A 24,467-nucleotide genomic window follows, 5' to 3' on the forward strand; every position below is an offset into this window, starting at 1 on the left:
ATATTGTTATAGCTACGGGGAAACAGAAAAATAAAATTTGTCTATGGAAAATCCGGTTGATTCCTGAGGCAATTTTGCCTTATAATAACAGTAGATTGCTAGCCTTTTGTGGAGTCGTAGAAGATACCTGGACAATACAAAAGGAGGCTGTACCGTTTGTACACGGAGATGAGAAATGCAGTAGCAGCTGCCGATGAAAAAGCACAGTATGATGAATATGCAAAGTAAGATTCCTCTGACAGAAAAGGAAAGAAGAGATGTGAAACTTATGTGTAATTTAAGCGAAGGTATAGAAGAAAAAGCATTGGAGAAAGGAAGAGCAGAAGGACGAGAAGAAGAAAAAGCAGAGTTTATTTTAAATATGCATAGAGAAGGCTTTTCTCTTGAACAGATCGCCCGAGTTGCAAGGATGGAAATCGAAGAGATAAAAACAATCATAAAAGAAGTGCCTCCATCCTGTTAAACAGGAGAAATAACAAAAAGCAGCAGATTCGTAAAGGTCTGTTGTTTTTTTGACTTTCAATAAGTTGAGGATGTGGTATATTGGTAATAAGGGAGGCGAAAAATAAATATCTCCCGGAGGTATCGATGAAAATGAAAAAAGGAAAGAAAAAATCACTGTTTTATAAAATCTGCGCCGCCATGATTCTGACAGGCATGTTGCCGTTGATTTTGATAAATGGCATCTGGCTTCATAACACGAGTAATATTGTCTATAAGAATGAGATCCAGACGGCATCTTCCATGCTTTATCAGCTATCGATGCGGATGGAAAACATTATGAATTTTGTAAATACCTGCTCCTACTCCTTCCTGTTTGATACAAAGGCGAGAGCGATTCTGTCCGCGAAGCCTAAAAGCGAAGAAGAACGGGAAAAGAATGAAACTTATATCAAGAATATCTTTTCTCAAATCAAGAAAAACAATACGATGATCCGGAGTCTGGAATTTGATGGAAAATATTATCAAATTTCATCCGAAGATACAGCAGACTTTGAGATGCTGCAGCAGTATGACTGGTATCAGGACTTTGTAGATTATTATCTGGAGGGATTTTCTCCGGTTTACTGCAATTCTTACATAGAAAGGATGAACACACCTGTTTTTGGCTGGATAAGGAAGGTCGCATATGCAAAGACAAGTGATGTTGCAGGAAATTTCCTCATTGAGATCGCATATTCCAGTATTCGCAGCCTTGCAGAAGAAATTCAAGATGATATGGGAAATTCGATCCTTGTTTTTGATAAAAAGGGTAATTTGATTTTTCATCCGGAAGGAAGATTTTCGACAAACGAAGAGGAGAAAAAACTTTTTCAACGGATAAAAAGCGGGGAAAACGAGATTGCATTGAGTGGTGGAAGGGAAAAATACACCTGTCTTGTGACCAGAGTATCGACTCCTCAGTGGTACATTGCTATGTTTGTAAATGAAAAACAGCTGATGGCATATGGAAAGCAGTCCACCATGCAGAGCATGATTCTGGGTATCTTGATTCTGATTGCAGGCATCGTGCTTGCCTACATGATCTCAAGACATATCACCAGACCAGTCAAACAGCTGGCAGAGACCATGGAATTGGTGGAAAAAAATTATCTGGATGTATCGGTACCGACAGACCAGAAAATCGTGGAACTTGAGATATTATCGAAGGGTTTTAACAATATGTTATCTCATATCCAACAGCTTCTGGAAGACGTACGGGCGGAGGAACAGGAAAAGAAGGCACTGGAGATAAAAATGCTACAGGCGCAGATCAATCCGCATTTTCTTTACAATATACTGAATGTCATTCGTTGGAAAGCAATGATGCACGGAGAAAAATCAATCAGCAATATGATCGTTTCTCTGATTAAGCTTTTGGAATTCAGTGGAAAAAGAGTCAATACCTTTGTGCCGATCGAGAAAGAACTAGAACATGTGTCAAGTTATCTGGATTTGATCAAATCGCAGTATCAGGATGATTTTGATGTGATTTATGAGGTAGATCCGGAAGCACTTCCCTGCTATACGGTAAAATTTTTACTGCAGCCGCTGGCTGAAAATGCGGTCTTTCATGGGCTGGAGCCGATGGAGGGCAAAGGAAAGATTTTTATCGGGATCAAAAAAGCGGAAAACTGGATTCATTTTCAGGTAAAAGACAACGGTGTAGGAATGTCTGAGGAAATGCAGCGGAATCAGTCAGCATTTCGGGGACTTGGCATTTATAACGTGAATGAGCGTCTGAAAAAGCATTTTGGCGAAGCAAGCATGCTGAATATTGAGAGTCAGCCGGGAGAAGGAACAAAAATTTTCTTTAAGATACCGGTAATAACGGAAGCACCTTTGGAGGAAGGGGAGAAGGAAAATGGAACGGATACTGCTGGTGGACGATGAACCGATCTTTCGCATGGGACTGCGTTCTGTGATATCCTGGGAGGAACTGGGTTGCCAGATCGTAGGGGAGGCGAAAAATGGGGAGGAAGCACTGATTCAGATCGAAGAAAAAAAGCCGGATATTGTTTTTCTGGATATTAAGATGCCTAAAATGGATGGAATCCGGGTGCTGGAAAAACGAAAAAGATATGAGAAAAATCCCAAGTTTGTCGTGCTCAGCTGTTTTAATGAGTATGAATACGTTCGTGAAGCCATGAAATTGGGCGCTTTTGATTATCTTTTTAAACCCTTGATGGAAGGAAAGGATATTGCTGCCGTCATAAAAGAGATTCAGGCGCAGGATAACAAAGGCGAGCAGGGAGAAGAACAGAAAAAACAGCAGCGGATCAGTCATGCGCTGAGGGAAGTTCTGGATGGCGGTTCAGAAGAGCAATTGTTTGAACTCTGTGATCTGTTTGAAAAATATCCCTATTTTCTGATGGAGATAAGGGTTCCTCATGGAGAAACGAAAAAATCAAAAAGAGCGACCATGCTTACCTTGGCGGGGGAGGTGCTGACGGGATGCTTTGACGAAGGAATGTTTCCTTTCTTGGTAAAGCAGGAGGAAAAAATTTCAGGTCTGTTCTTTTTTAAGGAAACAGAAGGGTATGAACTTCCATCTGCCCGGAAAAATTTATGGAAGAAAGTGAAAGAATACATAGAAATTCCTGTTTGGATCAGCTGCTCCGGGATTCAGAGAGGAAAAGCTTCCTTGAAAAGGGGCATTTCTGAGATGCAAATGGCGGCAGAAGCCCATTTTTTTAGCTGTTATGGAAATAAGAATGAAGAATATCTGGAATTTAAAGAATGGATGGAGAGAAGCTATGATCTTGTAAGTCTGTATCAGAAAGACTACTTTAAGATGCGGAAATTATTTGGTGAGGAAAAGACGGAAGAGATTAACAAGTGTCTTCAGGAAATCTGTCAGAGCATATTAAAAAATGAGCAGAAAAATGCCAAAGACTTTGCTCATTTTCTGGCAGATGTCATTGTTGGAAGTATGCGCTATTATGATAGAAGAGAGCTTCTGGAAAATCTTATTATGGGAGAATATGATATGATTTCAAGGTTGTATCATCAGGAGACGATGGAAGATTGCTGCAATTATTTTCTGATGGTCTTGGATAGAATTTTTGCGGAAAATAGGAAAAAAGAAGAACAGATTGATTCCAGAACAGCAACCATATGGAAGGTAAAAAAGTACCTGGCAGTTCATTACAGTGAGAAACTTAAGCTTCAGGACATAGCGGATCAGTTTCATTTGTCAGTGAAATATTTTTGTAAGATATTTAAAGAAGAAACTGGAGAGACTTTTGTGAGTTATCTTACTGAACTTCGTCTGAAGGAAGCAGAGAAACTTTTAAAGACGACAGAGCTAAAAACTTATGAGATTGCGGAGCGGACGGGATTTTCGGACTATCATCATTTTTGTAAGACCTTTAAAAAAGTGACAGGAAAAACGCCATCGGATATCCGGGGCTGAGAAACAGACCACAGGTAAAACACCTGTTGGTCTGTTTCTGTATAGAAGCGAAGATATGATACGATAGAAGAAAATATGATACAAAAAAGAAGAGAAATCCGAAGAGAGAGGATTTATGACACAGGAAAACGAATATTTTCAATGTTTTTTACATCTGATATTTTATATACTACAGTCACAAAAAAACAAAGGAGGTACGAGGTATGAAAAGAAATGTAAAAGGCTTTATGGCACTGGCAATTGCAGGAGGACTGGCAATTTCCGGATTGGGAGGAATCCCTTCTGTGGAGGCATCCGATGGAAAGACAGTTATCAACTTTTACTATTGGGATGAAGGTCAGAAAGAAGGCATGGACGAGCTGATCTCTATGTTTGAGACATCTCAGGATGAGATAGTTGTGGAGTCTACCATCGTACCCTGGGGTGAATACTGGACGAAACTGAAAACAGCTCTTCCAACGGGAACAGGACCGGATGTATTCTGGATGAATATGTATGCACCAGATTATATGAATGCAGGGCTTTTGTTGGATCTTACAGATAATCTGAATGAAGCAGGAGTGGATATGAGTAAGTATCCTGAGGCTGTTTCAGAAATGTATACGCAGGATGGAAAGATTTATGGTGTACCAAAGGATTATGATGGAATGGCACTCTATTATAACAAAGCTATTTTTGATGAGATGGGAGTAGAGTATCCGACAGCAGACTGGACTTGGGATGATCTTCTGGAAAAAGCACAGGCACTCACCAATGAGAGCCATTATGGATTTATCGCAAGACCGGATGGAAACAGTGGATATCAGAACTTTATTTATGAAAATGGCGGTTCTCTGGTAGATGCAGATGGTATGCCAACAGTAAATGGAAAAGAAGTGACAGAGGCGTTACAGTTCGAGCATGATCTCATGTATGAATACAAAGTAGCACCGACAGGTACGGAACTTCTGGAATTTGCACCGGATGATATGTTCATTTCCGGACAGGCTGCGATGATCACCAGTGGTTCTTGGTCTATTCAGACTTATGTAGAGGCATTGGGAAGTGACTGCCAGATAGCAGAATTGCCGATGAAGGTAAAAAAAGGAGCAACCACTCATGGACTGGCTTACAGTGTGGCAGCAAACAGCAGCAATAAAGAAGCCGCAATGAAATTTGTTGAATTTGCAGCGACAAAGGAAGCTCAGGAGGTAACTGCAAAAGCAGCGATTCCAGCATATGAGGGAACATCTGAACAGTGGCTGGAACTCTATCCGGATCAGGATGTGCAGATTCTTCTGGATTCTGTAGCTTATGCGTCTCCGAATCCATATTATGCAAAAAATCATTCAGAGACCGCTCAGATCTTTACCGATACGATCTCCGCTATGTGGGTAGATGAAAATGCAGATATTCAGGCAATGTTGGATGAAGCGCAGGAAAAAATGCTTGAGACCGTAAATAAGGAATAAAAGAAACAGGAAAATGGGAATGGGCTGCGGTAGAGCGGCCCATTTTTCAAAAGGGTGATCGTATGAGGAAAAGAAAATTTAAACAAGAATGGTTCTGGGCCTATGTATTTATAGCTCCCATGGTGATAGGCACCCTGATCTTCGGAATTGTACCAATCCTGTATTCTGCAGGTTTATCATTAATGAAATGGGATGGATTGGGAGAAAAGACATTTAATGGTCTGACAAATTTTGTGAATCTTATGAAAGATGAAAAATTTAGATATGAGATAAGGAACACGCTAGTCTATACCATTGCAGTAGTACCGATCACGTTGATGTTATCTTTGGGCGTTGCGAACCTTTTAAATAAAGGACTTCAGGCAACTGGTTTCTTCCGCGTAATCTATTTCCTACCGAATATTGTTATGCCGGTGGCAGTAGCTATGGTATGGCGTTTTCTGTTAAATTCAAAAGTGGGACTGGTGAATGTTTTCCTAAGAGTACTGCATCTTCCAACACCGGGATGGATTTCAGATCCGAAATATATTATGGCTTCTCTAGTGATAATCAGTGTCTGGAGCGGAGTCGGTTATAATGCGATTATCATGCTGGCCGGTTTGCAAGGAATTTCCCCGTCTCTGTATGAATCGGCGCGGCTGGATGGAGCAAGCAGTATCCGGATTTTCTGGAAAATCACATTCCCGTTATTGAGCCCCACCTTATTTTTCCTGACAACCATGAGTATCATGAACAGCATGCGTGCCTTTGATATCATTTATACCTTTATCGGAAAGGCTGATCAGGGAGGACCGATTGTGGATGCGTCCAGAACGGTTGTATTTGGAATTTATGATAAAGCATTCAAATTTCTGAATATGGGAGGCGCGTCCGCAGAAGCAATGATTCTGTTTTTCATGATAGCAGTGATTACCGTTGTACAATTTAAGTTACAGGATAAATGGGTATTTTACGAATAGGGGAGGAGATTGGTATGAATAAAAAAAGCAGAGAACTAAGAGAAAAAATCATCTCCTATACGATTCTGACCTTAGGGGCAGTTGTCATGCTGGTACCATTTCTGTGGATGATACTGACATCCTTTAAAACCTATGCGGAGACGGTCAAAATCCCGATTCAGTGGTTGCCTTCTGTGTGGAATCTCAATAATTACCGGGAAGTGCTCGTAAAGCTGGATTTTGTCAGATATTATGGAAATACGATCCTCGTTACTGTGATTACGACCTCGTTGATGCTATTCATTGGTTCTTTATCCGCATTTGCTTTTGCAAGGATGAATTTTCCCTTAAAAAATTTACTCTTTTATATGCTTTTGACTGTATTTATGGTTCCATCACAGATGACGATGATTCCAAAGTATCTGATCATCACAAAATTGAAATGGGTGGACAGTTTAAAGGCACTTGTTATTCCGAATCTATTCAGTGTATATACTATGTTCATGCTGAGACAGTTTTTTGCATCACTTCCCAGGGAACTGGAAGATGCGGGAAAGATAGACGGCTGTTCTTATTTCAGATTGTACTGGAATATTGAAATGCCTCTATGTAAAAGTTCCATCGTAGCAATCACAGTGTTGAATGTACTGTGGTGTTGGAATGATCTTCTGTGGCCGCTGATTGCTACCAGTTCTGATAAAATGCGTGTGCTGTCTGTTGCGATGGCAACGTTGCAGGGACAACATGGCACACAGTATCAGCTTTTGATGGCAGCAGGCGTTTTGGCGGTCATACCGATGATTATTATTTATATTTTTGGACAGAAATATTTTATCGAAGGTGTAGCTTTTTCAGGATTGAAAGGATAAAGGTGAGATGATATGAGAATAGACGCACATGTACATATGCATGGACAGGAAAAGGATTCCGGTGAATTTATGAAAAGACTTGAAATGGCTGGTTTTGATGGAGCGGTTGTTTTTTCACCCGCGCCGGACGGAATGCTTGGACCTGGAAAAACAGGTACTCCAAAGGAGAGACTAGAGAAACTGATGACCTATGTGAAAGGACGTGATACGTTATATCCATTCTATTTCCTTGATCCAACGGATGAGGATGCTCTAGAGCAGGTGAAGCTGGCAAAAGAAGCGGGTGTATACGGTTATAAAATCATCTGCAGCCATTTTTATCCATGGAATCCGCAGGCAATGGAAGTATACCGTTGGATAGCAGAGCAACATATGCCACTTATGTTCCATTCTGGAATCCTTTACGATGGAATCAATGCATCAGGAAAATACAATAGACCTTGTGAATTTGAACCTCTTTTATCTGTGGCTGGTTTGCGTTTTTCAGTTGCTCATGTATCATGGCCCTGGACTGGAGAATGTATTGCTGTTTATGGAAAATTTAATGCTTTTCTGAAAAGAAATCCTGGAGGAAAAGCAGCTGAGTTGTTCCTTGATCTGACACCGGGAACACCGCCGACATTCAGAAAACCGGTTTTAACGGACGTTTATGGAAATGGTTTTGATGTGGAACAGACAACCTTTTGGGGTAGCGACAATGTGGCGGAAGGCTATAACTGGGAATATGCGAAACGAATCAGAGAGAGAGACGAGGAGATTTTCAAGGAACTTAGACTATCAGAAAAAATAAAAGAGAGTATTTTCTGTGAAAATTTTATGAGATTTATGAATAATAACTAGAAAAAGACATTTGAATTAATGTTTTTGCTTTGAAACACAGCACAATACGATGCCTGGCGGAATCGCGATGGGTTGCGTCCTCGAAGCCAACACACATTCTTAAATACACTACAAAGCCCGGGTCATGCACAACTATATGCACTCCCGGGCTTTTCAATTTTTCAATCTCTCTTACTTAATGCTCCAGTGCCTCTTTGCCCATCTACTCCAGCAGCTTTAGCTAGCACAGCACTTTTTGAAATAATCAGCTCAGTGACTTATCTGTAAATTCGCTTGTACACTTGAAAAGCTTCGGTGTAGCCCGTATCAAAAAAATCCATAAAAACATATAAAATATTATATCTTATATGCAAAATAATAATTAAAAAATGCATCTACATATGATATTGTTATGGCTGCGGGAAAATAGAAAAATAAAATTTGTCTATGGAAAATCCGGTTGATTCCTGATGCAATTTTTCCTTATAATAGCAGTAGATTGCTAGCCTTTTGTGGAGTCGTAGAAGAGTGAACCGACAGTGTACAAAATACTAAACCGGGCGATCTTCTATGCAAGTCGTCTGATATCATCTCAAAAAGAGCGGGATTTTGTTGGCTCTGATTATGATGACATTAAACGGGTATTCAGCATCTGGATCTGTATGAACATGGATGTCAACAGCATGAGTTTTATTCATTTGATGAAAGAAGACCATTTGGAAGCTCATACTGGGGTGGAAACCTCAATTTGCTGAACATCATTCTTATTGGGATCACGAATGATCTTCCGGCGCATGAAGAGAAATACGAACTCCATCGTCTACTTGCTGCCTTATTTTCTACGCAGCTGGTCGAACAGGAGAAATTGGAAATCATTGGAGAGGAATATAAGATTCCTTTGACGGAAAAGGAAAGAAGGGACGTGAAACTTATGTGTAATTTAAGCGAAGGTATAGAAGAAAAAGCAGAGTTTATTTTAAATATGCATAGAGAAGGCTTTTCTTTTGAACAGATCGCCCGAGTTGCAAGGATGGAAGCCGAAGAGATAGAAACACTCATAAAAAAGGAAACTCTGGATTGAAAAAATACTTTCCAGCAAGAGTAATACCCGGGAGATAAAACTTTATGAATGAAAACGAATCCCAATGGGACAAACTGTTAAAAATCAAAACCACCGGTCGCGACGATTCTCACGCAGACCAGTACCGTTATCCCTATGAACCGACGCCCTACTCTGTACTGGAGCGTCTGGCAAACAGCGGGCTTATCGGAAAAAACAACACCCTCCTGGACTATGGCACCGGCAAAGGCAGAGTCTGCTTTTTTCTATCTTATCAGACACGCTGCCGTTCCATTGGTGTAGAATACGATGAACGGATCTTTTCCGGGGCAGAAGAAAACAGACTCCGTGCCGTTTCCGGGAAGCGGACTGTCTTTGAAATGCAGGCAGCCGAAACCTATCCCGTACCGGTAGAAGTGGATCGCTGCTATTTTTTCAATCCATTTTCTGTAGAACTTCTGCAGAAAGTTCTGGCCCAGATCTACACTTCCTATTACGAAAATCCCCGCGAGATGCTGTTGTTTTTCTACTACCCGTCCGAAGAATACGTCAGCTGCCTGATGACAGAAGAACAGCTCCTGTTTTACGACGAAATCGATACCAGGGATCTATTTGAGGGAAATAATGAACGCGAGAAGATCCTGATCTTTGAAGTGGTATGATTTGAACGCAGATCGCGAAGCGACTGCGTTCATGAGCAAGTAGCGAAGCGGATTGCGAATGTCCGATTTACCACAGTCGCGAAGCGGATTGCTATCATAAACCAGCACCCCATCCCGATTCCAGTCAGGCGTCATGTGGAGGCAGGGCAGAAATTCTTGGCTCGCAGAAATCTGCGCTATGAGCGGAAATCCATTGTCTGAGCGAAGCGAGTTATGGATTTCCACGAATGCTTTTAGCAGATTTCCGCAAGCCTTAGAATTTCGCCCCGCCGCAACTGAAAGCCTGGCGGAATCGGGACGGGGTGCGTCCTCGAAGCCATCTATAACCACATATTACCAAAAGCCCGGGTCATGCACAACCATATGCACTCCCGGGCTTTTCAATTTTCAATCTCTCTTACTTAATACTCCAGTGCCTCTCTGCCCATCTTCTCCAGCAGCTCAGACTTGATCTTATAAAGCTTATCGGAAAGATCCACATAAACCTCATGCGGATTGATCAGACGTTTGGTCTCATCCCAGAGAGTCTCTTTTTCTCTGGTACAGATGTCACGGATCTCCATGACAGAAGGAGACGTATAAACACACTCACCGTCCTTAAATACCGGAACCAGAAGCTCTCTTAAAGTATAAGTGTTGGCGTGTATCTTTGTTTTCTTCCAAGTCTCCAGCGGATCAAAGACGATCATATCCTTTGTCTCATCGAACGTCTCATCCGCCAGACAGATCAGGTCTGCACGGATCTTGCCGGTCTGCCGGTCGTAGATCCGGTAGATGGTCTTGTTACCCGGGTTGGTGATCTTTTCCGTGTTTTCAGAAAGCTTGATCTTCGGGATAAATTCACCGGTCTCTGCATCCTGAACAGCAGCCAGCTTGTATACGCCGCCGAAAGCCGGGCAGTCCTTACTGGTGATGAGGTTGGTGCCGACACCCCAGGAAGTGATCTTTGCACCCTGAGTCTTCAAGCTGTCGATGAGGTACTCATCCAGGTCACTGGAGGCGGAAATGAAAGCATCCTCAAAACCGGCAGCATCCAGAAGCTTTCTGGCCTGCTTGGACATGTAAGCCAGGTCGCCGCTGTCCAGACGGATACCATAATTTTTCAAAGGAATGCCCGCTTCGCGCATCTCCTTGAAAACACGGATGGCATTGGGAACACCGGATTTCAGCGTGTCGTAAGTATCTACCAGCAGGCAGCAGGCATTGGGATAAAGATCAGCATAGGTCTTGAATGCGGTGTATTCATCAGGGAAACTCATGATCCAGCTATGCGCATGGGTTCCTTTGACCGGCACATCAAAGAGCTGGCCGCAGAGTACGTTGGAAGTACCGACACAGCCGGCAATGACAGCCGCTCTGGCACCGTAGACACCTGCATCCGGACCTTGGGCACGGCGAAGACCAAACTCCATGATGCTGTCACCTTTTGCTGCATAAACGACTCTGGCAGCCTTGGTTGCGATCAGACTCTGATGGTTCAAGATCGTGAGGATGGCAGTTTCCACCAGCTGCGCTTCCATGATAGGTGCTACGACTTTGATCAGCGGTTCGCGGGGGAAAACAACCGTTCCTTCCGGAATGGCATAAATGTCGCCGCTGAAATGGAAGTCTTCCAGATATTCCAGAAAATCTTCATCGAAAACATGAAGGTCACGGAGATAATTGACATCTTCTTTGGAAAAACGAAGATTTTTGATGTAATCGATGACCTGTTCAAGACCTGCAGCGATGGCATAGCCGCCGTCACAGGGATTTTTCCGGTAAAAAGCATCGAAGACGACTTTTTCTTTGTTCTGGGATTTAAAATATCCCTGCATCATGGTCAGCTCATAGAAATCAGTCAGCAGTGTCAGATTCATTGTACTCATAGTGATTACCTCTTTTTTATAATTTAACCGAATCAAGCAAGTCCCCTGCTTCAATTGCGCAAAGCAATAAGCGTCATCCGGTTATGGGCAAGTAACAAAGCGGATTATGGATATCCGCCTGGCGGCAGCCGTTTTTTAAAAAAACAACTGTACAGGAGCAGGTTTCTCAAAGCTTACAGAAATGTTGAAACTTGGCTGCTCAATAGGAAATAAAGTCTGTATCCACGGTGATGATACAGTGATAACGGGGATCCTTTGTTTTCAGAACCTCAATGACCTGATTTTTGATCAGCTCCGGATCCTTGACTTTATCCGGAATGACCAGGTCAAAAATCAGATTGATCTGATTTTTTCCGTCAATCATACGAAAATCGTGGAAAGAAAGTTCCGGATCGACGGTATGTACTGCTTCTGCAACCTGAGAACGGACAGAAAGGACACGTTTGTCATGTGTTTCGATAGGATCCATATGGATCACCAGAAGAATATTTAACTTCCGGCTGACTTCCCGCTCCGCTTTATCTATGATCTCATGAGAGGCACGGATATCTGCGTCCTGAGGAACTTCTGCATGAATGGAAGCAATGCTCCTGCCGGGGCCGTAGTTGTGTACGATGAGATCGTGGGTTCCCATGATGCCGTCGTAACTTTCCACCAGATCGGTAATGGCCTGACAGGTTTCCGGATCACCGGGCGCACCGATCAGCGGAGAAAGCGTATCCCTGGCGATTCCGACACCGGCCCACATGACGATGGCGGCAACGATGATTCCGATAAAACCATCCACATTTAAATGGAAGAAGTGGAAGATCAGGATCGACAGGATCGTAACGGAAGTCGTGATCATATCTCCCATAGCGTCAGCAGCAGTAGCCATCATGATCTTGGAATTGATCTTTTTCCCGAGAGAAAGATTGAACCGGCTCATCCAGAATTTTATTCCGATGGAAAGGATCAGGATCGCAACGGAAGGTGCATGGAAAGTCAGTTCCTCCGGATGAAGGATCTTTGCAAAAGAATCCTTGAAAAAACCAAAGCCGACATCTAGAACCAGGAAGGCAACGATGAGAGCAGCGATATACTCGATCCGCCCGTGACCAAAAGGATGATCCTTGTCAGCCGGTTTCTCCGCCATCTTGACGCCGACCAGACTGATAATAGAAGAACCGGCATCAGAGAAGTTGTTGAAGGCATCTGCCGTGACGGCTACGCTGTGGAGCAGGCTTCCTGAGATGAACTTCACTGCGAAGAGGAAGAGGTTACAGAAAATGCCCACGACCCCAGCCAGAATCCCATAAGCGGTCCGGACTTCCAGGTCCTCAGTGTCCTGGTAATTATGGACGAAATGCTTGACCAGAAAGTTAGTCATAAATATCCCCCTATATAATAATGATGGGGGCAGAAAAAAACTGCCCCCGGAAAATGTCGGCGAGAGCAGACATTTTGATTTTGCTGTATCGCTTCCATTATACTCAGTGAACTAAGATTTGACCAGAGCAAAATAAAAGTTTTTTTGGATCAAGGGTTGGATCGGCCTCGGAAAAAACTTTTCTTTCGCATGTTTTTCATAAAAAGACATGAAAATCAGAAAAATTTTAAAATCACAAACACCGAAAAATGCCGGTTTTATGCGGGTTTCCGGGCATCGGAAAATAAATTGAAAAAATTTTTAAAAAAATTTCAAAAAAGGGGTTGACGAATCCGGAAACATCGTATATAATTCATTGTGTTGTGAGGGACACGACAAAGCAACACAGAGAAGCAAAACAAAAACGTGTCACGATGGGCTATCGCCAAACGGTAAGGCAACGGACTCTGACTCCGTCATTTCAAGGTTCGAATCCTTGTAGCCCAGTTAAGGATTGTCTTGAGAAAAGACAATCCTTTTTTTTATCTAGCAATGAGCCGGGCACAGGAATAAAGAAAGAACCCGGAAGGGGAGCTTGCTCACATTCCGGGTTCTTTCTTTATTCCTGTATGCGGCGAATGCCGCAAAGCGAAAAAGCGAAGCTTTTGAGCTTAAGCCCGCGGAGTAGTGAGAAACCACCCCCGGCCAGCCAAGGCGCCTGCGGCGCAGCCGCACAGCCCACCCGGGAATCCACCCACCCCCACCCTTGCACCAACAGGAGGAACCACATCATGTATTCATTCACCAGCCGTATCCGCTTCAGCGAAGTAGACACCCATTTGAACCTTACTCTTGGTTCTGTTATCGATTATTTCCAGGACTGCAGTACCTTTCACTCGGAAGCTGCAGGTATGAGCATCGCCCGCCTTAACGAAAAAAAGCGTGCCTGGCTTCTATCCTCCTGGCAGATCGTTCCGGTACGTCTTCCAAAGCTTGGAGAAAAGGTGACTGTCAGTACCTGGCCCTATGCATTCAAGGGATTTTTCGGTTATCGAAATTTTACCATGACCGGAGAAGATGGGGAGTGTCTGGTTTATGCCAATTCCATCTGGATTTATTTGGATACGGAAACAGGAAGACCGGTGAAGGTGGATGAGGAACAGAAAACGAGCTTTCCATTAGAAGAAAAATTTCCAATGGAATATGCAGACCGGAAGATCTGCGTGCCCGAAGAAATGGAAGAACAGGAATCCTTCCAGGTGGCGAAGCACCATCTGGATATCAACCATCACGTAAACAATGCCAGGTACATCAAAATGGCAGAGGAATATCTGCCGGAAGGCTTTGTGATAGAAGAAATGCAGGCAGAGTACAAAAAGGCAGCGATGCTTCATGATGTCATTGTTCCCCGAGTGGCCAGAGAGGATGGCCGTCTGACGGTGGCACTGACAGACGCAGGGGGAAGCCCCTACGCCGTGATGGTTTTTCAGCCGAAAACAAAAGAGACACGGGTACAGGAGTACACCGGTGCCAAAACAGAATGAAAGAAATAAGAGGAGAGTAGTATGTTAGAATTAGGAAAAAGACAGAGCCTGACAGTAGTCAAGACTGTGGATTTTGGGGTATATTTAAGCGAAGGAGAAGGAGCAGGGGAGGAAGTGCTCCTTCCGAAAAAAGAAGTTCCGGAGGGAACCAAAACAGGAGATGTATTGGAAGTCTTCTTATATAAAGATTCCAAAGACCGTCTCATTGCGACCAGAGAGGAAGCAGCGATCCAGCTTGGAGAGGTTGCTCTTCTGAAAGTGGCAGAGACAGGAAAGATCGGAGCCTTTCTTGACTGGGGACTGCGGAAGGATCTTCTCTTACCCTTCCGCGAGCAGACCAGAAAGGTAGAACCGGGAGATGAATGCCTGGTAGCGCTCTATATCGATAAGAGCAGCCGTCTGTGTGCGACGATGAAGGTTTACCATTATCTGAAAAAAGAATCTCCCTATGAAAAAGGAGATCATGTGACAGGACGGATCTATGAAATCAGCAATAATTTCGGCGCTTTTGTGGCTGTGGATGACTGTTATTCCGGTTTGATTCCGAAGAGAGAGGCGGCAGAACATTATCAGGTAGGTGAAGTGCTTCCCTTACGTGTCACTGCTGTAAAGGCGGACGGAAAACTGGATCTGAGTTCCAGAGAGCGGATCCCCGAGCAGATGAACCGGGATGCGGAAGAAGTTCTGCAAAAGCTGGATGAAAAAGGCGGTTTCTTCCCCTTTACGGATAAAGCGGATCCGGAGCTGATCAAAGAAGAACTGGGACTTACCAAAAATGCGTTTAAACGTGCGGTCGGCCGTCTTCTGAAGCAGCGAAAAATCGAGATTTCCGATGGAAAGATTATCAAGAAATAGATTGCTTTCTTTCTCTGAATGCTTTATAGTATAAACGGAACGGTTCAGAAACGGCTGTTCTGCCGGGGACTTCAGAAGCCCGGCGCATAGCGGTAAAAGTACTGAGCAAAGGAGGATTTTCGATGAAAGTAGAAAATATCAGAGACATCAGTAAATTTTTTGAAGTGATCGATCAGTGTACTGGTCGTGTGGAACTGGTAACCGGAGAAGGCGACCGTCTGAATTTGAAATCAAAGCTGTGTCAGTACGTTTCCATGGCAAATATTTTTTCAAATGGTGAGATCCCGGAGCTGGAACTCATTGCATATGAAAAAGAGGATATTGATCGTCTGGTACGTTTTATGATGGATAACTGATTGTGTATGGATGTGAAAGCTGCCCCGATCTTTTCGCGGCAGCTTTTTTCCAAATAAAAGTATATGTTTAAGGAGAAGAAGAGTGGACTCGATAGACTATTATGAACGGCAGGGGAGCCAGTATTTTGAAGAAACCATTGATCTTGATATGACAGAGCATCTGCAGAACTTTCTGGAACGGCTTCCGGAAAATGCGGAGGTTCTGGACCTGGGCTGCGGCTCGGGACGGGACAGCCGCTGTCTGGAGGAAGCAGGCTGCTATGTGACGCCGATGGACGGCTCACCGAAAATGTGCAGCCTGGCAGAAATCTACACCGATCTTGAAGTGCTCTGCCTGACCTTTGAAGAGATGGAATTTCAGGAGGTTTTTGATGGGATCTGGGCTTCCGCTTCGCTGCTTCATGTGGCCTCAAAAGATATGCCTCGTATTCTGAAAAAGGTTTACGATGCACTGAAGCCTGGAGGTGTTGCCTACATGTCCTTCCAGTACGGAGAGAGTGAAGAATACCGGAATGGGCGTTTTTTCTGTGATTATACGGAGAAAACCATGAAAAAACTGCTGCAGACAGAAAGTGATTTTGAAATTCTGGATATTTATCAGAGTGATGATGTCCGGGAAGGACGGCCGCGGTGGCTGAATGTACTTGTGAAAAAAGAAGGCGGGGAAGAGGATGACTAAGAGTAAAAAAGCCAATGGACTGTTTCTTTTGATGACGGTCGGAATCATCTGTTTCAATCTGTTCGGAAGAACGGTCACGGCAGAGCTTCCGGTCGGATTACGGTTGATCTCATCGGAGATTGTATATCTCATACCAGTGCTTCTTTGCCTTCTGGTCGGAAGGGATTCTCCGGGAAAGCTGATCCCGCATAAGGCTCCACGGCTCTCTACTCTGCTGATGACGGTTCTTTTTGTGCTCCTGCTGGAGCCGCTTGTGACTTGTCTGAATGCCTTTACCATGCTGTTTTCGCCAAACTATGTGCTGGAGACACAAAATGAGCTTACCTCGGTTTCCCTGACTTTGCAGCTTCTCTGCATTGCAGTAGTTCCGGCACTGGCGGAAGAATTTATGTTCCGTGGAGTGTTTGAAGGTTATTACCGGGAAAAGGGCATTCTTTCTGCCGCGCTTCTGAGCGGGCTGGTATTCGGGCTTTTTCATCTGAATTTTAATCAGTTCGGTTATGCTTTTGTGATCGGCATTGCGTTTGCTCTTCTTCTGGAAGGAACAGGAAGCATCTTTTACGGAATGGCAGCCCATTTTCTCATCAATGGCTTCAGCGTTATCATTACTGCTTTATCCGATCAGATCCTTCCGCTGACCGGACAGGAAAGCATGGCAGCGGCAGCAGAAAGCATCACTGCAGAAGTAATGGTCAATACATTCTGTGTTTATGCGGTGCTGGCGGCAGTCACGACCTGCCTTGCAGGAGCTGTGTATATCTGGATTGTAAAACATTCCGGGCGGACGGCATATCTTGAGGAAAACTGGAAAAAACCAGGTGAGAAAAAACTTTCTCCTGTTTTTCTCCTTGGCGTGATCCTCTGTGTCGGTTTTATGGTCTGGAGAGATTTTATGAGATAAATACGAGGAGGTAAGGCTTGAAATTTTCACATTTGCACGTCCATACGGAGTACAGCCTCCTGGACGGCTCGAATAAGATAAAAGAATATGTTGCCAGGGTCAAGGAGCTGGGTATGGACAGCGCGGCTATCACAGACCATGGTGTGATGTATGGTGTCATTGACTTTTACCGGGCAGCCAAAGCGGCGGGGATCAACCCCGTCCTGGGCTGTGAGGTATACGTGGCACCTAATTCTCGTTTTGACAGAGAAATCGGTAAGGACGAGGACCGGTATTATCATCTGGTTCTTCTGGCAGAAAATAACACCGGTTACAGCAATCTGATGAAGATCGTCTCGAAAGGCTTTGTAGAAGGTTTTTATTACAAACCAAGAGTAGATATGGACGTTCTGAACCGTTATCACGAGGGGATCATTGCCTTAAGTGCCTGCCTGGCAGGAGAAGTGCAGCGTTACCTGGTGCGGGGCATGTATGAAGAGGCCTGCAGGACGGCGAAGAAGTATGAGGCTGTTTTTGGAAAAGGGAATTTCTTCCTGGAGCTTCAGGATCATGGGATCCCGGAGCAGAAAATGGTCAATCCGCAGCTTCTACGGATGAGCAAAGAGCTGGGTATCGGCCTGGTAGCGACCAATGATGTCCATTATACCTACGCAGAGGATGCGGCAGCACATGATATCCTGCTTTGTCTGCAGACCGGAAAAAAACTGCAGGATGAGGACCGGATGCGCTACGAGGGCGGACAGTATTATGTAAAATCGGCAGAGGAGATGGAGGCACTTTTTCCGTATGCAAAAGAAGCCCTGGAAAACACCTGGAAGATCGCGCAGCGCTGTCATGTGGAGATCGAATTCGGCGTGACCAAGCTGCCGAAATTTGATGTTCCGAAAGACTATACTTCCTGGGAATATCTGAACAAACTCTGTCATGAGGGGCTGGTGAAGCATTATGGAGATCCGTCACCGGAGCTTACCGAACGCCTGGATTATGAGCTTTCCGTCATTAAGACGATGGGATATGTGGATTACTTCCTCATTGTGTGGGATTTCATCCGTTATGCCCGTGATCATGACATCATGGTAGGACCCGGCCGTGGTTCTGCTGCAGGAAGCCTGGTGGCGTACTCTCTTGGTATCACAAAACTGGATCCGATCCGTTATAATCTGCTGTTTGAACGTTTCCTGAATCCGGAACGAGTGTCCATGCCGGATATCGATGTGGATTTCTGCTTCGAACGGAGACAGGAAGTGATCGATTATGTCGTACGGAAATATGGAAAAGACCAGGTGGTACAGATCGTTACCTTCGGTACGCTGGCAGCCAGAGGCGTGATCCGGGATGTGGGCCGTGTCATGGATCTGCCCTATGCAAGAGTGGATTCCATTGCCAAAATGGTACCGAATGAACTGAACATCACCATTGATAAAGCGCTGAAAGGAAATTCCGAGTTTCAGGAGCTTTATAACAGCGATGAAGAGGTGAAAAACCTCATTGATATGGCAAAAAGGCTGGAGGGTCTTCCGAGACATACCTCCATGCACGCAGCAGGTGTGGTTATCAGTCAGAAGGCTGTGGATGAATACGTCCCCCTTTCCAGGGCAAACGACGGAACCATCATCACGCAGTTTACCATGACCACGCTGGAAGAACTGGGACTTCTGAAAATGGATTTCCTGGGGCTTCGGACACTGACGGTGATCCAGAACGCCCAGAAAGAAATCGAGCGTGAGACGGGTGTGGCCATCGATATGGATGCCATTGACTACGATGATAAAAAAGTACTGGCCTCTCTTGGAACCGGTCATACGGACGGTGTATTCCAGCTGGAAAGTGCGGGAATGAAAAGCTTCATGAAGGAGCTGAAGCCGCAGAACCTGGAAGATGTCATCGCCGGCATCTCTCTTTACCGGCCGGGTCCCATGGATTTCATTCCCAAATATATTGAAGGAAAAAACAATCCTGGAGAGATCCATTACGACTGCCCGCAGCTGCAGCCGATCCTGGAACCTACATACGGATGTATCGTTTATCAGGAGCAGGTAATGCAGATCGTGCGTTCTCTGGGTGGATATACACTTGGACGAAGTGATCTGGTGCGCCGCGCCATGTCCAAGAAAAAAGCGGCCGTCATGGAGAAAGAGCGTCAGAATTTCGTTTATGGAAATAAGGAAGAAGGCGTGCCCGGCTGTATCTCCAACGGCATTCCGGAGAAGGTCGCCAATAAGATCTATGATGATATGATCGATTTTGCCAAATATGCGTTTAACAAGTCCCATGCGGCGGCTTATGCCGTGGTATCGTATCAGACGGCCTGGCTGAAGTATTATTACCCTATGGAATTTATGGCGGCCCTTATGACCTCTGTGATCGATAACCCGGGAAAGGTTTCCGAGTATATTTACACCTGCCGTCAGATGAAAATTCCAATCCTTCCGCCGGATGTCAACACCGGTGAAGTGGGCTTTTCCGTAGAAAAAGGCGGCATCCGCTATGGTCTTTCCGCGATCAAAAGCATTGGCCGTTCCTTTATCGAAGGACTCTTAAAAGAACGGCAGGAGAACGGTCCGTTCCAGTCCATCAAGGATTTCGTGGAACGGATGACGGGAAAAGATCTGAATAAACGCGTCATTGAAAACTTCATCAAGGCAGGGGCACTGGATGGCCTTGGAGCGACCAGGCGCCAGCTTATGATGATCTATGTCTCTCTCATGGATCAGGTGGCACAGGAACGGAAAAACAGTCTGTCCGGTCAGATGAGTCTCTTTGATTTTATGGGAGAAGAAGAGAAAAAAGAGTTTGAGGTCCGCCTGCCGGATGTAGGTGAATACGACAAAGAGGAAATGCTTTCCTTTGAAAAAGAAGTTCTGGGGATCTATATCAGCGGTCATCCGCTGGAAAAATATGAGACCATGTGGCGGAAAAACATTTCTGCCCTGACCAGTGATTTTCAGCTCAATGAAGAAACCAACAAGAGCCGGGTGGAGGATGAATCACGGCAGATCATTGGCGGTATGATCATAGCGAAGACCATTAAATATACGAGAAACGGTAAAACGATGGCTTTTCTGACGCTGGAAGACCTGGTGGGAACGGTAGAGGTTGTTGTTTTTCCAAAGGATTATGAGAAATACAGAAATCTTCTGGAAGAAGAGAAAAAAGTCTTTATCAAAGGCCGTGTCAATGCAGAAGATGATAAGCCAAGCAAGCTGGTCTGTGAACGGGTCTGGGGCTTTGAGGAAGTGCCGAAAGAACTCTGGATCCAGTTTGCAACAATGGAGGATTTCAAAGCCAGAGAAAGGGAACTCTACGATATTTTACGGACCTCGGATGGAAAAGACCATGTAGTGATCTATATCCGGTCACCGAAAGCGGTCAAAAGACTGGCAGGAAGCTGGGACATTCTGGTAACGGAGGCACTTTGCCGGAAAATAGAAGAAAATTTTGGCAAAGAGAATGTGAAAGTTGTGGAAAAGTCTATTGAAAAACTGGGAAAAATGAATTAAACTTAATCGTGGATAAACAAAAAATGATAAAGAATAGAAAATACCAATAATTTCTGGAGGGTAAAATCATGGCAAACGCGATTAAAACAATCGGAGTTCTTACAAGCGGCGGCGATGCACCGGGCATGAATGCTGCCATCCGGGCGGTTGTCCGCAGCGGTATTGCAAAAGGTCTGAAGGTAAAGGGTGTTTATAAAGGATACAATGGCCTGATCAACGGCGAGATTACAGATCTTACTGCAAGAGATGTGTCTGATACTATTTCCCGTGGTGGTACCATGCTTTATACTGCGCGTTGTGCAGAGATGCGTACACCGGAAGGACAGGAGCAGGCGGCAAAGGTCTGCCGTGAGCATGGCATCGAAGGTCTGGTGGTGATCGGTGGTGACGGTTCCTTCGCAGGAGCGCAGAAGCTGGCTGCTCTCGGAGTCAATACCATTGGAGTTCCGGGTACCATTGACCTGGATATTGCCTGTACCGATTATACCATCGGTTTCGACACCGCAGTCAACACCGCGATGGAAGCCATCGATAAGGTTCGTGATACCTCTACTTCCCATGAGCGTTGCAGTATCATCGAGGTAATGGGAAGAAATGCCGGTTATATTGCTCTCTGGTGCGGTATTGCCAATGGCGCGGAGGATATTCTTCTTCCGGAAAAATACGATTATGATGAGCAGAAGCTGATCAATAACATCATCAATAACCGGAAACACGGAAAGAAACATCACATCATCATCAATGCCGAAGGTATCGGTCATTCTACCAGCATGGCACGCCGGATCGAGGCAGCCACAGGCGTTGAGACAAGAGCGACGATCCTTGGTCACATGCAGCGAGGCGGAAGCCCCACATGTAAAGACCGTGTCTATGCATCCATGATGGGCGCTTATGCGGTAGATCTTCTGGCTGACGGCAAGACAAAACGTGTTGTTGGTTATAAGGGCGGCGAATTCGTAGATTATGATATTGATGAAGCACTGGCAATGCAGAAAAACCTGCCGGAGTATTGGCTGAGAGTTGCCAAGGCGCTGTCCGTATGATCACCAGCACCTCGAATCAGCAGATAAAAAATCTTCTTCAGCTGCAGAAAAAGTCCAAGGTTCGTAAAGAACAGGGTGTTTTTGTAGTGGAAGGAGTCCGGATGTTCCGGGAAGCTCCGGCGGACTGGATCATAAAGACGTATGTTTCGCAGGAATTTCTGAAGAAAGAAGAAGCTTCTGTTTTAAAAGGCCGGGAGTATGAGATCGTGGAGGACCGGGTGTTTAAGACCATGTCAGACACCATGACCCCGCAGGGGATCCTGGCAGTGGTGAAACAGCCGTCCAACAGTCTGGAAACACTTTTGGATGCGTCCGCTCCTTTTTTCATGGTACTGGAGAACATTCAGGATCCCGGAAATCTGGGAACGATCCTTCGTACGGCAGAGGGGGCAGGTGTTACAGGCATCCTCATGAGCCGGGACACAGTGGATATCTTCAATCCCAAGACCATTCGGAGCACCATGGGTTCTGTTTATCGGGTTCCATTCCTTTATGTGGAGGATATCTGTGAGACCGTCCGGGAATTAAAAAACAAAGGCATCTGTACCTATGCGGCTCATCTGAAAGGCACCGGATCCTACGATGAGCAGGATTATACCAAAGGCACGGCGTTCCTGATCGGAAACGAAGGAAACGGTCTCACCGATCAGCTGGCAGACCTTGCAGATACCTACATCCGCATCCCCATGTACGGACAATTGGAGTCCCTGAATGCAGCAGTTGCGTCAGCAGTGCTGATGTATGAAACGCAGAGACAACGACGGAAAAACGGAAAATAAAATGAAAACACGCGGAAGACTTGTTTGAGAGAGTCTTCCGCGTGTTTTTTATAATTCTCCTTTTTGCAGCATCCGCCATAAAGTAGTTCGGCTGATGCCCAGCTTTTTTGCAGCAATGCTTTGGTTTCCACCGCATTCTGCCAGAATCTGGCAGGCGATATCATAATTGATCTGCTCCAATGTCCGATGAATATCAAAAGAAGAGGAAGCAGCTGCCCGTGGCAGCTCTCTTTTCAGCAGACGACTGACCTCAGAAGCGTGGATATAGGGACCGTCAGCGGCGGCTACCAGCTCATTCATAATCCGTTCCAACTGATCGTAATTGCCGGGCCATTTGTAGGACTGCATCTGAGTAATACCTTCTGCTTCAATACCGATCACTTCTTTGGCCAGTTTGATGTTCAGGTTGCTGATATAGAGGCTGACCAGATTTGGAATATCGGAAAGATGCGTGCGCATGGGAGCAATTTCCAGAAGAAGGCAAGTCAGCATGTTTAAGGTTTTTTGACAACGTTCGGTCATGTTTCCGTTCTGATCATAACGGAACGTGATAAGAATGCGGTTTTTATGAGTAAGATTAAGGTCTACAATAATGTTGAGAAGTTCCATAAATTGCTGGTCTGTGAGTGCACTGACATTTTGAAGATAGATGGTAGTATTCGTATCTGAAAGTGGAGAAGAGTTGTGGCTGGTAAGAAAATTCCAGCCTTTTTCACCCATTCTTGCACAGTCAATAATCGCCAAAGGTCTGTTTCTAAGTTTACTTTTTGCATAGATCAGCCGTGCAAGAGATTCTTTTCCTGTGCCTGGTTCACCGACAATAACAAGAGGAGCGCTGCTTTCTGCATATTGTTCAATAGACATGCCCTGAGGAGTAGCAGAATGAGTAATGCCATAAAAACTGTTATGAAAAACGTCAAAAGCTTCCTCTTTGTTAATGTAAGAAATTCCGTTTTTAGTCAGTGCAAGAGGAACTTTCCGATGATTGATATAGTAGATGACATAGGTTGCATTCTCAAATCTTTGGCAGAAACCATGAAAGACATAAAGAAGACCGGAAAATTCCTGATAAATCTTTTTTTCACCCTGTTCCAAAACAGCGTGAAGGTTTGATTTCAATGTACGGGTGACAGCTTCCGACAATTCAGAGAGTTTTGTGAAAAAAATGATTTTTTCATTCTCATCAAAAACGACCACAGGCCAGGGATGTTTTTCAAGGATCATGTGTGAGAAAGAAAGTTCCGTCTGAAGCTGATGATGAGACTGAACAACCTGAATAGCCTGGTCAAAGGCGGATTCAATACTTTCCGTTCCGGAAGCGATCAGAATAGAAGTGAGACCGTATTTCTGAGCCAGAGAGTTTGTGATCATATCGCATAAGATCATATTGCAGCCTTCCTGTTGTAGCTTTTTTAAACTGGTTTCAGCTTCCTGTTCATTATGAATGGTATAAATATCTATGTTATACTGCATCATGTCGCAGAGAAAATGTGCATTTCGCGTGATGTTTGGAAATCCGATAAGTGCATATTTGCTGGTATAGTTTTCAGCCAGTTTAATGGAGCGGAAAATATCATAGACAGAAAGCGGAATATCCACAACTGGCAGTGGAGTCAGAGAACGGATAAGTTCCGCAGTTCCGCCACGGGAAATGATGACGTCAAAATTTTGTTCCGGAAGTCGTGACACGATATTGCCTCCGGCTTCCATATCACCGATAAACACTTCTAATTCAATATTATTTCTTTTGGCTGCAGCCTGCTGCATCAGATGTTTGATGGCTTCATAGGGAGCAATTCCCAGAATTCGTATTTTTTTCATAACCCACCTCAATGTATCATTTTGAAATGATTATAGCAGAAAAACGGTGATGTTTCAAATAAAAACATTAAATGTTTCA

General features: G+C 44.6%; 20 protein-coding genes and 1 tRNA gene. 18 read left to right on the forward strand and 3 right to left on the reverse strand.

The genetic code is table 11. The annotated features are described in order from the left end of the window. The first annotated feature begins 193 nt into the window (after positions 1-193). The 9 genes from DXA57_RS10115 to DXA57_RS10155 all read left to right on the forward strand — a co-directional run bounded on the left by DXA57_RS10115 (position 194) and on the right by DXA57_RS10155 (position 9,694). Positions 194-463: a hypothetical protein gene (locus tag DXA57_RS10115; protein WP_117767176.1), complete on the forward strand. Its 270-nt coding sequence runs from the start codon at positions 194-196 to the stop codon at positions 461-463. A 125-nt stretch (positions 464-588) separates the two neighbouring features. Next, a complete protein-coding gene (locus tag DXA57_RS10120) occupies positions 589-2,373 on the forward strand; it encodes a sensor histidine kinase (RefSeq protein ID WP_117767178.1) in 1,785 nt (594 codons plus the stop codon). Continuing rightward, positions 2,345-3,895, forward strand: a complete 1,551-nt coding sequence (locus tag DXA57_RS10125) for a response regulator transcription factor (RefSeq protein WP_117767180.1) — start codon at positions 2,345-2,347, stop codon at positions 3,893-3,895. Before DXA57_RS10120 ends, DXA57_RS10125 begins: the two co-directional genes overlap by 29 nt. 203 nt (positions 3,896-4,098) lie before the next feature. Then, on the forward strand, positions 4,099-5,346 hold the full coding sequence (locus DXA57_RS10130; protein ID WP_117767182.1) for an ABC transporter substrate-binding protein: 1,248 nt from the start codon (positions 4,099-4,101) through the stop codon (positions 5,344-5,346). A 62-nt stretch (positions 5,347-5,408) separates the two neighbouring features. Further along, on the forward strand, positions 5,409-6,305 hold the full coding sequence (locus DXA57_RS10135) for a carbohydrate ABC transporter permease (protein ID WP_117767184.1): 897 nt from the start codon (positions 5,409-5,411) through the stop codon (positions 6,303-6,305). Positions 6,306-6,319: 14 nt separating this feature from the next. Continuing rightward, the gene (locus DXA57_RS10140) at positions 6,320-7,153 is read left to right on the forward strand and encodes a carbohydrate ABC transporter permease (RefSeq protein ID WP_117767186.1); all 834 of its coding nucleotides are present in this window, start codon (positions 6,320-6,322) and stop codon (positions 7,151-7,153) included. Positions 7,154-7,222: 69 nt separating this feature from the next. Then, entirely contained in the window at positions 7,223-7,993 is a 771-nt protein-coding gene (locus DXA57_RS10145; protein ID WP_147345684.1) for an amidohydrolase family protein, read from the forward strand. A 727-nt stretch (positions 7,994-8,720) separates the two neighbouring features. Further along, positions 8,721-9,053 (forward strand): hypothetical protein, encoded by a 333-nt coding sequence (locus tag DXA57_RS17495; RefSeq protein WP_243005766.1) that lies wholly within the window; start codon positions 8,721-8,723, stop codon positions 9,051-9,053. Positions 9,054-9,097: 44 nt separating this feature from the next. Continuing rightward, the gene (locus DXA57_RS10155) at positions 9,098-9,694 is read left to right on the forward strand and encodes a class I SAM-dependent methyltransferase (RefSeq protein ID WP_117767190.1); all 597 of its coding nucleotides are present in this window, start codon (positions 9,098-9,100) and stop codon (positions 9,692-9,694) included. Positions 9,695-10,095: 401 nt separating this feature from the next. Here the strand turns inward: DXA57_RS10155 and DXA57_RS10160 are convergent, their stop codons facing one another. Together DXA57_RS10160 and DXA57_RS10165 are read right to left on the reverse strand one after the other, a co-directional pair. After that, a complete protein-coding gene (locus tag DXA57_RS10160; protein ID WP_117767192.1) occupies positions 10,096-11,562 on the reverse strand; it encodes a nicotinate phosphoribosyltransferase in 1,467 nt (488 codons plus the stop codon). A gap of 199 nt (positions 11,563-11,761) precedes the next feature. Further along, a complete protein-coding gene (locus DXA57_RS10165) occupies positions 11,762-12,931 on the reverse strand; it encodes a cation diffusion facilitator family transporter (protein WP_117767194.1) in 1,170 nt (389 codons plus the stop codon). A gap of 414 nt (positions 12,932-13,345) precedes the next feature. On the opposite strand from DXA57_RS10165, the gene DXA57_RS10170 reads away from it, so the two are divergent. From DXA57_RS10170 to DXA57_RS10210, 9 genes are all read left to right on the forward strand, one after another. After that, positions 13,346-13,417 (forward strand) — tRNA-Gln (locus tag DXA57_RS10170). Positions 13,418-13,701: 284 nt separating this feature from the next. Further along, positions 13,702-14,454 carry an acyl-[acyl-carrier-protein] thioesterase gene (locus DXA57_RS10175; RefSeq protein WP_117767196.1) on the forward strand — a complete coding sequence of 251 codons (753 nt, stop codon included), beginning with the start codon at positions 13,702-13,704 and terminating at the stop codon, positions 14,452-14,454. A 21-nt stretch (positions 14,455-14,475) separates the two neighbouring features. Next, the gene (locus DXA57_RS10180; protein WP_117767198.1) at positions 14,476-15,309 is read left to right on the forward strand and encodes a CvfB family protein; all 834 of its coding nucleotides are present in this window, start codon (positions 14,476-14,478) and stop codon (positions 15,307-15,309) included. Between the two features lie 122 nt (positions 15,310-15,431). Further along, on the forward strand, positions 15,432-15,665 hold the full coding sequence (locus DXA57_RS10185) for a polya polymerase (RefSeq protein ID WP_117767200.1): 234 nt from the start codon (positions 15,432-15,434) through the stop codon (positions 15,663-15,665). A gap of 82 nt (positions 15,666-15,747) precedes the next feature. Then, complete coding sequence (locus DXA57_RS10190; protein ID WP_117767202.1) at positions 15,748-16,344, forward strand: class I SAM-dependent methyltransferase; 597 nt, start codon at positions 15,748-15,750, stop codon at positions 16,342-16,344. Continuing rightward, the gene (locus DXA57_RS10195) at positions 16,337-17,245 is read left to right on the forward strand and encodes a CPBP family intramembrane glutamic endopeptidase (protein WP_117767204.1); all 909 of its coding nucleotides are present in this window, start codon (positions 16,337-16,339) and stop codon (positions 17,243-17,245) included. Before DXA57_RS10190 ends, DXA57_RS10195 begins: the two co-directional genes overlap by 8 nt. A 17-nt stretch (positions 17,246-17,262) precedes the next feature. Continuing rightward, positions 17,263-20,745: a DNA polymerase III subunit alpha gene (locus DXA57_RS10200; RefSeq protein ID WP_117767206.1), complete on the forward strand. Its 3,483-nt coding sequence runs from the start codon at positions 17,263-17,265 to the stop codon at positions 20,743-20,745. A 68-nt stretch (positions 20,746-20,813) separates the two neighbouring features. Continuing rightward, on the forward strand, positions 20,814-21,788 hold the full coding sequence (gene pfkA, locus DXA57_RS10205; RefSeq protein ID WP_117767208.1) for a 6-phosphofructokinase: 975 nt from the start codon (positions 20,814-20,816) through the stop codon (positions 21,786-21,788). After that, positions 21,785-22,567, forward strand: a complete 783-nt coding sequence (locus tag DXA57_RS10210; protein ID WP_117767211.1) for a TrmH family RNA methyltransferase — start codon at positions 21,785-21,787, stop codon at positions 22,565-22,567. Before pfkA ends, DXA57_RS10210 begins: the two co-directional genes overlap by 4 nt. Positions 22,568-22,615: 48 nt before the next feature. On the opposite strand, the gene DXA57_RS10215 is transcribed toward DXA57_RS10210, so the two are convergent. Next, positions 22,616-24,388 carry a sigma-54-dependent Fis family transcriptional regulator gene (locus DXA57_RS10215; protein WP_117767213.1) on the reverse strand — a complete coding sequence of 591 codons (1,773 nt, stop codon included), beginning with the start codon at positions 24,386-24,388 and terminating at the stop codon, positions 22,616-22,618. Between the last annotated feature and the right edge of the window lie 79 nt (positions 24,389-24,467).

It is taken from the genome of Blautia sp. OF03-15BH (assembly GCF_003463065.1).
GTDB lineage: Bacteria > Bacillota > Clostridia > Lachnospirales > Lachnospiraceae > Limivivens.

Excerpts from the sequence above, each read along its gene's own strand:
- DXA57_RS10115 (WP_117767176.1), top strand. The coding sequence starts at position 194 with ATGAAAAAGCACAGTATGATGAATATGCAAAGTAAGATTCCTCTGACA.
- DXA57_RS10120 (WP_117767178.1), top strand. The coding sequence starts at position 589 with ATGAAAATGAAAAAAGGAAAGAAAAAATCACTGTTTTATAAAATCTGC.
- DXA57_RS10125 (WP_117767180.1), top strand. The coding sequence starts at position 2,345 with ATGGAACGGATACTGCTGGTGGACGATGAACCGATCTTTCGCATGGGA.
- DXA57_RS10130 (WP_117767182.1), top strand. The coding sequence starts at position 4,099 with ATGAAAAGAAATGTAAAAGGCTTTATGGCACTGGCAATTGCAGGAGGA.
- DXA57_RS10135 (WP_117767184.1), top strand. The coding sequence starts at position 5,409 with ATGAGGAAAAGAAAATTTAAACAAGAATGGTTCTGGGCCTATGTATTT.
- DXA57_RS10140 (WP_117767186.1), top strand. The coding sequence starts at position 6,320 with ATGAATAAAAAAAGCAGAGAACTAAGAGAAAAAATCATCTCCTATACG.
- DXA57_RS10145 (WP_147345684.1), top strand. The coding sequence starts at position 7,223 with ATGAAAAGACTTGAAATGGCTGGTTTTGATGGAGCGGTTGTTTTTTCA.
- DXA57_RS10155 (WP_117767190.1), top strand. The coding sequence starts at position 9,098 with ATGAATGAAAACGAATCCCAATGGGACAAACTGTTAAAAATCAAAACC.
- DXA57_RS10160 (WP_117767192.1), bottom strand. The coding sequence starts at position 11,562 with ATGAGTACAATGAATCTGACACTGCTGACTGATTTCTATGAGCTGACC.
- DXA57_RS10165 (WP_117767194.1), bottom strand. The coding sequence starts at position 12,931 with ATGACTAACTTTCTGGTCAAGCATTTCGTCCATAATTACCAGGACACT.
- DXA57_RS10175 (WP_117767196.1), top strand. The coding sequence starts at position 13,702 with ATGTATTCATTCACCAGCCGTATCCGCTTCAGCGAAGTAGACACCCAT.
- DXA57_RS10180 (WP_117767198.1), top strand. The coding sequence starts at position 14,476 with ATGTTAGAATTAGGAAAAAGACAGAGCCTGACAGTAGTCAAGACTGTG.
- DXA57_RS10185 (WP_117767200.1), top strand. The coding sequence starts at position 15,432 with ATGAAAGTAGAAAATATCAGAGACATCAGTAAATTTTTTGAAGTGATC.
- DXA57_RS10195 (WP_117767204.1), top strand. The coding sequence starts at position 16,337 with ATGACTAAGAGTAAAAAAGCCAATGGACTGTTTCTTTTGATGACGGTC.
- pfkA (WP_117767208.1), top strand. The coding sequence starts at position 20,814 with ATGGCAAACGCGATTAAAACAATCGGAGTTCTTACAAGCGGCGGCGAT.
- DXA57_RS10210 (WP_117767211.1), top strand. The coding sequence starts at position 21,785 with ATGATCACCAGCACCTCGAATCAGCAGATAAAAAATCTTCTTCAGCTG.
- DXA57_RS10215 (WP_117767213.1), bottom strand. The coding sequence starts at position 24,388 with ATGAAAAAAATACGAATTCTGGGAATTGCTCCCTATGAAGCCATCAAA.